The sequence below is a fragment of the Bacillus sp. 05T31 genome (assembly GCF_056396725.1).
Map to the genome: position 1 here is coordinate 1 of NZ_JBFTMA010000058.1, position 12,017 is coordinate 12,017.

The following is a 12,017-nucleotide window of genomic DNA, read 5'->3' on the forward strand; positions in this document are numbered from 1 at the left end:
GGCGTATACAGAAGAAGGAATCAATAAATACGAATATAATTTAGAAAAGGCGAAGAAATTGCTCGATGAAGCTGGGTGGAAAGCTGGATCAGATGGTATTCGTGAAAAAGATGGCCAAAAATTGAAGGTAAGTTATTTTGCTTCTTCTGCAAGTAAAATCAATGATGTGATGATCCCCGTTATGAAGGAGGATTATAAAAAGATTGGGGTAGATTTCAATCCTGAATACATGGACTTTAATACGATGATTTCCAAGGTAATTAAAGGAGATTATGATTTAGCGATGGTCTCCACACCGATGATTGATGATCCGAGCGGAACAATTGAGGAGTTTGTTTCGACAAGTAAGCGTAATTATGATGGATATCATAATCCGAAAGTAGATGAATTAGCTAAGCAGGCATTAGAAACATTGGATATTGAAAAACGAAAAGAAATCTATAAAAAACTATATCAAGAGTTAAGTGAAGATCCACCTGTTATTTTCTTAAACAATAGTAAAGTCGTGTCTGCACATAATGCACGAATTCAAGGATTACAAGAAGATAATTATAATGGTATTTTGTTAAGTTTACCTAAATTGAATATTGCTCAATAATTTTTGGAGAATTATCGAAATATTTATATAGAAATAATTGACAAAATATACTGAAAGATATAAGCTAATAACCATAAAGTCTACCGGAAAGGTCGGAATAAGATTGTTACCCCTCAAAAACAACTATTTTTTTATAACCAAAGCCGACTTTTCCGATTGGCTATAAAATGTTGCTGTGGGAGGCATACATTAGGCAAGCAGTTCATAAGGTGTAATTATTAAAAAAAAGTTAGGGTGGGGACAATGAAGAAAAAGATAAAAAAATGGGCTGGTGTATTTTCGGTATTACTGAGTAGTTCGCTTGTGTTATCTGCTTGTGGGGGACAGGAGGATACGGCTTCTACAGAACCAGTAAAACAGCAAGATTTAAAAAATATAAAAGTTGAAAATATTGCTGCGACAGATAAGACGAAAGTACCAGATAAAGCGAAGAATAGAAAAGATACGTTAGTAGTTGGCATTAGTAAACCAGGTGGCGTATTTTTACCATATTTCCAACAAAATGGTTGGGATGGAAACGTCACTTCAGTTATTTTTGCATCCCTTGTATCTACAGATAAACAAGGAAAACCAACTCCAGAATTAGCTGAGAAGTGGGATATTTCCTCTGATCAGTTAACATATACATTCCATTTACGTAAAGATTTGAAATTTAGCGATGGTTCACCATTAACAGCAGATGATGTAGCGTTCACATTGACGCTTTTACATGATAAGGCATATGAGGGTGACAAAGACATTTCTCAATATGCTGTTAAAGGTGGTAAAGAATATAAAGAAGGAAAAGCAACTTCAATTGAAGGTATTCAAGTTGTTGATCCGCAGACAATTAAAATTACAACTGAAAAAGTTAATTCACAGGCACTAACAGCCTTAGGTGGAGAGGTATTATCAAAAGCTTATTATGGAAAAGATTACAAACAAAATACAAGCTTAGATTACTTAAAAGCGTTATATGAAAAACCGATAGCTGCGGGTCCATATAAATTTGAAAAGTATATCCCGGGGCAAGAAGTGCGATTTGTAGCAAATGAAAATTATTATGCGGGTAAACCAAAAATTCCAAACTTCATTTATAAAATTACTTCTGGTGATACGAAGCTTCAATTATTCCAAACAGGTGAGGTTGACTACACTGGCCTAGGTACTGGTGATGAAGTTCTTGAACAGGCTAAGGCTTTAGAATTTGCAAATATCCAAATCGAAACAGCAGCGTCATTTAGCTATATTTATATGAATAATAATAAGTCGTACTTAAAGGATAAAAAGGTTCGTCAAGCACTTATTTACGGATTAGATCGTAAAAAATATGTTGATACAGCATTGAAAGGATACGGTACGGTAGCTAATGTACCAATTCATCCAACTTCTTGGGCTTATACGGAAGAAGGAGTTAATAAATATSMATACGACRWAGAAAARGCKAAAAAATTATTRGATGAAGCWGGWTGGAAAGTWGGTTCKGAYGGRGTTCGTGAAAAAGATGGTCAAAAATTAAAGCTTTCTTATTTCGGCCCAAGTTCGGCTAAAGATAGCGATTTATTAATTCCGATTGCAAAAGAGAATTATAAAGAAATAGGTGTAGAATTTAACCCTGAATTTATGGACTTTAATACTATGCTTTCGAAGGTAAACAAAGGTGATTATGATTTAGCTTCTGTTTCGACACCAATTACAAGTGATCCGAGTGAAACAGCTGGTGAATATTTGTCGGGTGTCAATGAGAAGAGTCTTGGTTATAAAAATGCAAAAGTAGATGAGTTAATTCAAAAAGGTATTGAAACGGTAGATATTGAAAAACGTAAACCAATCTATAAAGAACTGTATAAAGAATTAAGTGATGATCCACCAGTAATTCTATTAAACTATCGTAGAACAATTACTGGTTATAACGGGAATATAAAAGGAATTGACCCTGAAAAATACAATAGTATTAGTGCAAACTTACCAGCTCTATCTATCGAAAAATAACGAGAAGAATGTATAAGTAGAAGACATTTTTTCATTCGGCAAGTAGTGTGCCGCTTTGAAAAAATGTTCTTCTATTTTAAGCATAAGATTGGAGAGAAAAAGGGTGAAAACATATATCATTCGTAGGCTGTTACAAATGATTCCTACACTGTTGGGGACATCGATTATTATCTTCTTCCTGTTCGCACTTCTTCCAGGAGATTATATTGATTCAAACCCGAAGATTACACCGGAAAGAGCAGCTGAACTTAGGGAATTGTATGGATTGAATAAACCAATTGTTGAGCGATATTTTCACTGGCTAGGTAATGCATTGCAGGGGGACTTTGGTTTTTCTCTTCAATATCAAGAATCTGTAACGTCATTATTAAATAAATTTATATGGAATTCGTTTATTGTTGCGATTATTGCATTGTTCTTTATTTGGCTAATTGCACTTATTATCGGTGTATTTTCAGCGACAAAGCAACATTCTTTATTCGATAAGCTTGTAACAATTGGTGTATTTGCAGCGATGTCATTTCCTTCATTCTTTATCGGTTTGTTTTTAATTAAAGTGTTTGCGGTTGACTTTAAGCTGTTACCGATAGGCGGGATGATTGATGTTGGGAGTAATTCAACTGGGCTTGCTTACGGAATAGAAGTTGCAAAGCATATGGTTTTACCCGTATTTATTTTAACTCTTCTTGGAGTTGGCTCATTAACTCGTTATTTTAGAACGAGTATGTTAGAGGTTGTACGGCAAGATTACATTCGAACGGCTAGAGCAAAAGGTTTAAAGGAGAAGACCGTTATTTATAAACATGCATTAAAAAATGCAATTTTGCCGGCTATTACATTGCTTGCATTTGAATTACCAGGGTTGTTTTCAGGGGCAATTATTATAGAACAAATTTTCAACTGGCCAGGTATCGGTAATATTCAATTAGAAGCACTAAATTTTCGTGATTATACGGTATTAATGGCATTTACGATGTTTCTTTCGTGTTTGACAATTGTTTCAAACTTTTTAGCGGATATTGTATATGCAGTTGTTGATCCACGTATTCGGTTGAAGTAAGGGGGAAAAGAGATGGAAACTGTTACAGCAACTACGGAAAAAAAAGAAAAAAAGAAAAGAAGGAATGAATCATCGCCGTGGAGGCAAGCTTTTAAAAGGATAAAGAAAAATAAAATGGCACTTATAGGATTTTACGCATTAGTTTTTATGTTTTTATTTTGTTTTATTGGTCCATTCTTTTCACCGTATGCATCAGGAAAAATACAAGTTACGCTAATTAACAAACCACCTAGTTTTTCTCATTGGCTTGGCACAGATCAATTAGGAAGAGACATTTTAACGAGGCTTATGCAAGCAGGACGGATTTCATTAACAATTGGATTAGCCTCAATGGTGTTATCCGTTATACTAGGTGCTTTATTAGGAGCGATTGCAGGTTTCTACCGTGGTATCGTCGATAATATTATAATGCGTCTTGCAGATATTTTAATGTCGATGCCAGGATTACCGTTACTTATTATAATGGGAGCTATTTTATCAGAATGGAAAGTACCATCTGATTATCGTCTTTATGTCATTATGATCATTTTAAGTTTAGTAGGTTGGCCAGGACTTGCACGCCTCGTACGAGGTCAAATTTTATCGCTGCGAGAACAATCGTTTATGCAAGCTGCTGATGTACTCGGGATAAACGATTACCGGAAAATTGTATATCATTTAATCCCAAATGTCCTGCCGATATTAATTGTTGTATCCACATTAGGTGTTGCAGGTTCTATTTTAGGAGAGTCTGCACTAAGTTACCTAGGACTTGGCGTTGTCCCGCCTACACCATCGTGGGGAAATATGATTAGTGCAGCAAACTCATTAATCGATTTCCAAAAGCGTCCGTGGTTATGGATCCCGCCTGGTTTTGCAATCTTTATAACAGTTGTATCAATTAATATACTTGGCGATGCACTTCGTGATGCATTAGATCCAAAGATGAAGCGGTAGGTGAGAAAGTATGAGTAGAGCAGTAGTAGAGCTAAAGGATTTACAAACACACTTTCAGACGGAAGAAGGTACAGTAAAGGCTGTCAATCATGTTAGCTTTTCAGTTCGAGAAGGTGAAACAGTTTGTGTAGTAGGCGAATCAGGTTGCGGGAAAAGTGTAACGGCTTTATCTATTATGGGACTTATTGCTGAATCTGGCGGCATCGTTGGTGGTGATATTCTTTATGAAGGAAAAAGTCTTTTAGGAATGAAAGAGAAAGAACTTCGTAGTTTAAGAGGAAATGATATCGCGATGATTTTCCAGGAACCGATGACATCACTTAATCCGGTCTTTACTGTTGGAGAGCAAATTGTTGAGACGTTAAGAGAGCATGAACTACTTAGCAAAAACGAAGCATACAAAAAAGCAATTGAATTAATTCGTAAAGTTGGTATTGCTCGTGCTGATGAAATTGTCCATTCTTATCCGCACGAATTAAGCGGTGGTATGTTACAACGTATTATGATTGCTATTGCACTTAGTTGTAATCCAAAGTTATTAATTGCAGATGAACCGACAACAGCTCTAGACGTTACAATTCAAGCGCAAATATTAGACTTATTAAGACAAGTAAAAGAGGAATTTAAAACGTCCATTTTATTAATTACACATGATCTAGGTGTTGTAGCGGAAATGGCTGATTACGTTGTTGTTATGTATGGTGGAAAAGTTATTGAAGAGGCACCGGTACTAGAAATATTTCAAAATCCGAAACATCCATATACGCAAGGGTTGCTAAAATCAAAACCAGTAATGGGGAAACGAACAGATAAACTTTATTCTATTCCAGGGCAAGTTCCAAATTTAGTTGGCTTAGATGAGTTTTGCTACTTTAGTGGTCGCTGTGAACATTGCATGGAAATATGCAAAAATGAAGCGCCAAATCTTAATGTGCATGACGAGGATCATAAAGTAGCTTGTTGGTTATATGAGGAGCGTGCTGGGCAATGAGTGAACCATTATTAGAAGTGAAGAACTTAAAAACGTATTTTCCGATTAAGGGCGGCGTATTTAGTAGAACGATTGGACATGTGAAAGCGGTAGATGGGGTAAGCTTTACAATTGATAAAGGAGAAGTGTTTGGCCTTGTAGGAGAGTCTGGAAGTGGGAAAACGACGATAGGAAAAACAATTCTCCGTCTCGTTCAAAAAACAGAAGGTGAAGTGAARTTTAAAGGTCAAGATGTTCATGCTTTATCAAAWGARGAGCTGAGAAAGCATCGTCCTAATATGCAGCTCGTCTTTCAAGATCCATTTAGCTCATTAAATCCAAGAATGAGAATTGGAGAAGCGCTTGGTGAGCCAATGTTGGCTCACGGACTAGCGACGAAAGAAAATGTCCGTGCAAAGGTGATAGAAGTATTGGAGTTATGTGGTTTAGCGCCGTATCATATTGACCGGTACCCTCATGAGTTTTCCGGTGGGCAACGTCAACGTATCGTTATTGCAAGGGCGATGGTATTAGATCCAGAATTTATTGTRGCTGATGAGCCTGTTGCGGCATTAGATGTATCTATTCAAGCGCAAATCATTAATTTGTTTAGTGAATTACAGGAGAAAAAGGGATTGTCCTATTTATTCATTTCACATGATTTAAGTGTTGTGGAGCACTTATGTACGAAAATTGGAATTATGTATTTAGGAACTATTGTGGAAACAGCACCACGTGATGAGTTATTTGCGAATCCGCTTCATCCATATACAAAAGCATTGTTATCAGCAGTGCCAATACCTGATCCAACGGTTAAGCGAGAACGGATTATTTTAGAAGGGGATATTCCAAGTCCGGCAAATCCGCCGTCAGGTTGCCGTTTTCATACGCGCTGCCCCGTTGCTACAGATGTTTGTAAAACGAATGTACCAGAATTTCGTAATGTGGGTGAAGATCATTTTGTTGCTTGTCACCATGTGTAAAAAAAGGACTCTTTCAAAAAGTGAAAGAGTCCTTTTTTTACCCCGCATTAACGGGCAATAAGACTCCCACCTAAAAATTCGACACATGCGGGGAAGTTAGGTGGGAGATTAACTGCCCGTAAAAGCCCGATTGGTTCAACTAATAATCAGAGGAACCCCGCCTCTGATTAAAGTTGAACTTTATTTACTAGATGAAGTTTGTTTCAATACAAATTGCTCGATTGCATGAGCAACACCATGTTCATTGTTTGTTAATGTTACAACGTCACATAGTTTTTTGACATCTTCTTCGGCATTTCCCATTGCAACTGATAAGCCAGCTACTTGTAACATTGGCACATCATTAAAGTTATCGCCGATTGCAACAGTATCTTCAATTGGTATATTGAAATAAGCTGCCATTTCTTGCAAACCATTGCCTTTATGGCCATGCTTATCCATAATTTCTACATTAGTAGGAGCTGATGCSGTAACTGAAATRTCCGTATCTTCTTGTAAAGTTTGTAATAGCTGYGAACGATGAGCAGCATTAAATGTYAAAATRAAGAATTTAGATATTTCTAATTCTGGATTAYTTAYGACATCTTCTATTTTTTGGAAATCAGTAATTAAGTTAGATTTCTTTTGTTTTTCTGTAATTCTTTCAAGTTCCTCAAGTGTAACATCTAGTGTATGTTTATTTTCTTCGAATGCCTGCATAACTTGACCTTGCCATGTATAAGGAGAATAAACCCCTTTATTTGTGTACAACTTATATGGAAAACCTTCAGATTCTAGTAATTTTGCAAGCTTGTATACTTTATCATTTTTTAAACAACGCGAGTTAATTACTTTTCCGTCCACATAAACAATTGCCCCATTGCTTGCTCCAACTGGAAGAGATAGTTTATATTCTTCCAATAATTTCAAAGCATCCTCTTTCGCGCGGCCAGAACAAATCATTACAATATGACCAGCCTCTTTTGCGGTTTGGATAGCTTGTAAGTTCTCTTTGGAGATTTCAAGATTAGATGATAGTAGTGTACCATCCATATCTAGTGCGATTAATTTCAAAATGACCACCTCTTTGTTTCCATTATACATAGTTATATAGAGGAAACATATAAACTTATCTTGGAAAGATAGTATTTTATCCCGCATTAATTTCTAGTAAAAGTGCGATTGGTGAGGGGAATAATTAGTAGGGAATGGAACTCTCGTTGATTAAAGTTTCACTTTGGTTTTTAACAAAATAGAGATGAATAATATTATATTTCGCTTTATGACCTTAATGTTACACTAGTGTTACAAATGTGATTGTAGTAGAAAACGCATTAAAACAAGGTTTTTGAGTGTTTATTTAAAAAAACGTAAAAAAAGTGTAATAAAATTTACGTAATTATATTGCAACGTAATAATAGTTATGTTACATTAATGTTACAAACGTTACGTAATTAATTTCAATGTAACGTTAACATGAAAACTATGAACTAATCATTTCTTAGTAATTACATATAGATAACTTATAAAAAAGGAGAATGAAWGATATGAACAACRAGCAAGTATTAMAMGTAACAAAAGGTGASTTCKTAGGATCAGCAAGYGGAGCRGTAGTATTAACAGCATTAATCGTATTTCTATCAAGCGTATTAGTATAATARAAGTTTTAAATTGTACAAAATGAAAGGAGAATGAGGAATATGAACAGTGAACAAGTGTTACAAGTAACAAAAACAGATTTATTAGGATCATTAGGCGGAGCGGTAATATTAACATCATTTATTCTATTCCTTGCAAATATATTAGTATGAAAAATATAAATACAATCATTCAAAAAAAATAAAGACTCTAACGTATTAGTAAGTAGTTAATATGTTGGAGTCTTTTTTGTTTTCCTCTCATATATACCTTCAAGTATTAATATTTTCCCCTTACTTTAAAGAGAAAAAAGTCGAATTTTATATGTAAGAAAAAAAGAGGAATTTGACAGAAAAGATAGAAAATTTTAAAGGTCGGAAATTGTTAGCTTGCTAACTAATTTCTATTAATTGATGTTGGAAGCGTTTTCGGTTGGTTTTAAGTATGGACCATTTAATCTATTTACAGGGGGATGAAGATATTATGAAACAAAAATCTATGGATACGCTAGCTGCACAAATGGAGGACTTTTTTCCGGTACGTGATGTAGATCATTTGGAATTTTACGTAGGGAATGCAAAGCAATCAAGTTATTATCTTGCGAGAGCGTTTGGATTCAAAATTGTAGCTTATTCTGGATTAGAAACAGGAAACCGTGAAAAGGTATCTTATGTTCTTGTGCAAAAAAATATGCGTTTTGTTGTGTCTGGAGCTTTAAGTAGCGATAGCCGTATTGCAGAGTTTGTAAAGACTCATGGTGATGGAGTGAAAGATGTGGCTTTACTTGTTGATGACGTTGATAAAGCCTACTCTGAAGCTGTAAAACGTGGCGCTGTTGCGATTGCTCCACCTGAGGAGTTAACAGATGAGGACGGTACATTGAAAAAAGCGGTTATTGGTACGTATGGTGATACAATTCACACGCTTGTAGAGCGTAAAAATTATAAAGGAACATTTATGCCAGGATTCCAAAAGGTTGAGTTTAATATTCCATTTGAAGAGTCTGGTTTAATTGCTGTAGACCATGTAGTTGGTAACGTTGAGAAAATGGAAGAGTGGGTTAGTTATTACGAGAATGTTATGGGATTTAAACAAATGATTCACTTTGATGATGACGATATTAGCACAGAGTATTCGGCATTAATGTCAAAAGTTATGACGAATGGAAGCCGTATTAAGTTTCCAATTAATGAACCAGCAGACGGAAAAAGAAAGTCACAAATTCAAGAATATCTAGAGTTCTATAACGGAGCAGGTGTACAGCATCTCGCTTTATTAACAAGTGACATTGTAAAAACAATTGAAGTGCTTCGTGCGAATGGCGTGGAGTTTTTAGATACGCCAGATACGTATTACGATGAGTTAACTGCACGAGTGGGGAAAATTGATGAAGAAATTGATAGATTAAAAGAATTGAAGATTCTAGTAGACCGTGACGAAGAAGGTTATTTATTACAAATCTTTACGAAACCAATTGTAGATCGTCCAACTCTATTTATTGAAATCATCCAACGTAAAGGTTCTCGTGGATTTGGCGAAGGGAACTTTAAAGCGTTATTCGAATCAATTGAAAGAGAACAAGAGCGTCGCGGAAATTTATAAAATTTGTATCCACCAGCAAGAGTTCCTTTGTTGGTGGAAATTTCATTTTCATAGGGAGGAATCACGATGAAATTTGTTACATTTCGTCTCCCATCGAAAGAAATGCGAGCTGGATGGCTTGAAGGTGACAAAGTAATCGATATGAATCTTGCGAGTGATGGACAATTACCTTCTTCTATGTTCGCCTTTTTAGAGAAAGCAGATGAGTATGTAGAAGTATTGCGTAGTATTAAGAATCCTGAAAAGGGTATATATTCCTTAGAGGAAGTTCAATTAGCAGCGGCAATGCCTAATCCGAGTAGCATTCGAGATTTTTATGCATTTGAGCAGCATGTAAAAACAGCCCGCGGGAGAAGAGGGCTAGATGTTGTACCTGAATGGTATGATATCCCGGTTTTTTATTTTACGAACCACCGTGCTGTTATTGGACCAGATGATTTTGTTATTGGTCCGAAGAAGTCTAAAAAGCTTGATTATGAGTTAGAGATTGCTTGCGTAATTGGGAAAGAAGGACGAAACATTTCTCGTGAACAAGCAGAGGAATATATTTTTGGTTACTGCATTATGAACGACTGGAGTGCAAGGGACTTACAAGCAACAGAAATGAAAGTGGGACTCGGTCCAGCGAAAGGAAAAGATTTTGCAACTTCATTAGGAGCGTATCTCGTTACGAAAGAGGAATTAGACGTTTATCGTAACGGTGATCGTTATGATTTAGAGATGACTGCTCATGTAAATGGAAAGATATTATCAAAGGGAAACTTCCAAGATATTTACTATACATTTGCTGAAATGATTGAACGTGCTTCGGAAGACGTTACGTTATATCCAGGAGATGTGATTGGTTCTGGGACAGTAGGAACAGGATGTATTTTAGAACTTGGTACRGAAGGGTGGCTACAAGATGGAGATGTTGTAGAGCTGTCGATTACKGGTTTAGGTACGTTACGTAATACGGTCAAAAAAGAMATGRAAGCAGGTGATGGGCATGTTTTATCGTCACATGGGGGAGCTACCTCATAAACGACATGTACAATTTCGTAAAAAAGATGGATCGCTTTATCGTGAGCAGGTAATGGGGACAAAAGGTTTCTCTGGTACCCAGTCTATTTTGTATCATCATTATATGCCAACAGAAGTAGGGCACGCGGCATTATCGCATTCTTGTCAGTTACAGTATGAAGAGGATGCCCTTCTTGCTCATCGCCACTTCCGTACGAAAGAAAATAAAAAAACTGGTGATGCAGTAAGCGGAAGAAACTTTATGCTTGGGAATGAGGATTTATTAATTGGAGTAGTGAGTCCAACAGAAAAAATGGATTATTTTTACCGTAATGGTGATGGCGATGAAATGTTATTTGTTCATTATGGAACAGGAAAAATTGAAACGATGTTTGGAACGATTCACTATAGAAAAGGTGATTATGTAACAATTCCAATTGGAACGATTTATCGTGTTATTCCAGATGAGGGAGAKACTAAGTTTCTTGTTGTAGAGGCAAATAGCCAAATTACAACACCAAGTCGCTATCGCAATGAATATGGGCAATTGTTAGAACATAGTCCGTTTTGTGAAAGAGATATGCGTGGACCGGAGAAATTGGAGACATATGATGAAAAAGGTGAGTTTGTCGTAATGACAAAGTCGAGAGGTTATATGCACAAGCATGTGTTAGGGCACCATCCGTTAGATGTTGTTGGATGGGATGGGTATTTATATCCGTGGATCTTTAATGTGGAGGATTTTGAACCAATTACAGGTCGTATTCATCAGCCACCACCAGTACATCAAACATTCGAAGGGCATAATTTCGTCATTTGCTCTTTCGTACCGCGTTTATACGATTATCATCCAGAATCTATTCCGGCACCATATTATCATAGTAATGTGAATAGTGATGAAGTACTGTACTATGTAGAAGGTAACTTTATGAGCCGAAAAGGTGTAGAAGAAGGTTCTATTACGCTTCATCCAAGCGGGATCCCGCATGGGCCACATCCAGGGAAAACAGAAGCGAGTATAGGGAAGAAAGAGACACTTGAACTGGCCGTTATGATAGATACATTCCGTCCGCTTCGTATTGTAAAACAAGCACATGAGACGGAAGATCAAAAATATATGTATAGCTGGATTGAGGAGGGTTCATATACTGTGAAATAAGTAAAAAGAGGCATGCTCACTACGGGAGCATGCCTCTTTTATGGAATCGACATGTATAATAATGCCAAAAAAAGTTATAGAAAGATATATAGAAAGAGTGATAAAGATCGTGCATATTC

At 36.2% G+C, this 12,017-nt stretch carries 11 protein-coding genes and 1 pseudogene; 11 read left to right on the forward strand and 1 reads right to left on the reverse strand.

Features of this window, described 5'->3' with window-relative positions:
- The 6 genes from AC1DJR_RS06035 to AC1DJR_RS06060 form a co-directional block, all read left to right on the forward strand.
- A partial coding sequence (locus AC1DJR_RS06035) for an ABC transporter substrate-binding protein (protein ID WP_477002217.1) occupies nt 1-598 on the forward strand: 598 nt, incomplete at its 5' end.
- A 243-nt stretch (nt 599-841) separates the two neighbouring features.
- Nucleotides 842-2,569: an ABC transporter substrate-binding protein gene (locus AC1DJR_RS06040; protein WP_477002218.1), complete on the forward strand. Its 1,728-nt coding sequence runs from the start codon at nt 842-844 to the stop codon at nt 2,567-2,569.
- A 103-nt stretch (nt 2,570-2,672) separates the two neighbouring features.
- Nucleotides 2,673-3,629 (forward strand): ABC transporter permease, encoded by a 957-nt coding sequence (locus tag AC1DJR_RS06045; protein WP_002091399.1) that lies wholly within the window; start codon nt 2,673-2,675, stop codon nt 3,627-3,629.
- A gap of 12 nt (nt 3,630-3,641) precedes the next feature.
- Nucleotides 3,642-4,565 carry an oligopeptide ABC transporter permease gene (gene opp4C, locus AC1DJR_RS06050; RefSeq protein ID WP_000451066.1) on the forward strand — a complete coding sequence of 308 codons (924 nt, stop codon included), beginning with the start codon at nt 3,642-3,644 and terminating at the stop codon, nt 4,563-4,565.
- A 10-nt stretch (nt 4,566-4,575) separates the two neighbouring features.
- A complete protein-coding gene (locus tag AC1DJR_RS06055) occupies nt 4,576-5,556 on the forward strand; it encodes an ABC transporter ATP-binding protein (RefSeq protein WP_002091396.1) in 981 nt (326 codons plus the stop codon).
- On the forward strand, nt 5,553-6,518 hold the full coding sequence (locus tag AC1DJR_RS06060) for an ABC transporter ATP-binding protein (RefSeq protein ID WP_477002219.1): 966 nt from the start codon (nt 5,553-5,555) through the stop codon (nt 6,516-6,518). The genes AC1DJR_RS06055 and AC1DJR_RS06060 overlap by 4 nt, the downstream gene beginning before the upstream one ends.
- A gap of 180 nt (nt 6,519-6,698) precedes the next feature.
- Here AC1DJR_RS06060 and AC1DJR_RS06065 read toward each other — a convergent pair whose 3' ends face one another.
- Nucleotides 6,699-7,571: a Cof-type HAD-IIB family hydrolase gene (locus AC1DJR_RS06065; RefSeq protein WP_477002220.1), complete on the reverse strand. Its 873-nt coding sequence runs from the start codon at nt 7,569-7,571 to the stop codon at nt 6,699-6,701.
- 473 nt (nt 7,572-8,044) lie between these two features.
- Here AC1DJR_RS06065 and AC1DJR_RS06070 point away from each other — a divergent pair.
- The 5 genes and pseudogenes from AC1DJR_RS06070 to AC1DJR_RS06090 all read left to right on the forward strand — a co-directional run bounded on the left by AC1DJR_RS06070 (nt 8,045) and on the right by AC1DJR_RS06090 (nt 11,898).
- Nucleotides 8,045-8,155, forward strand: a pseudogene (locus AC1DJR_RS06070) (DUF3948 family protein).
- Nucleotides 8,156-8,197: 42 nt separating this feature from the next.
- A complete protein-coding gene (locus AC1DJR_RS06075) occupies nt 8,198-8,308 on the forward strand; it encodes a DUF3948 family protein (protein ID WP_001083697.1) in 111 nt (36 codons plus the stop codon).
- A gap of 310 nt (nt 8,309-8,618) precedes the next feature.
- Complete coding sequence (gene hppD, locus AC1DJR_RS06080) at nt 8,619-9,737, forward strand: 4-hydroxyphenylpyruvate dioxygenase (protein ID WP_000810917.1); 1,119 nt, start codon at nt 8,619-8,621, stop codon at nt 9,735-9,737.
- Between the two features lie 66 nt (nt 9,738-9,803).
- Complete coding sequence (locus AC1DJR_RS06085; protein WP_477002221.1) at nt 9,804-10,760, forward strand: fumarylacetoacetate hydrolase family protein; 957 nt, start codon at nt 9,804-9,806, stop codon at nt 10,758-10,760.
- Entirely contained in the window at nt 10,726-11,898 is a 1,173-nt protein-coding gene (locus AC1DJR_RS06090) for a homogentisate 1,2-dioxygenase (protein WP_477002222.1), read from the forward strand. The genes AC1DJR_RS06085 and AC1DJR_RS06090 overlap by 35 nt, the downstream gene beginning before the upstream one ends.
- Nucleotides 11,899-12,017: the final 119 nt, after the last annotated feature.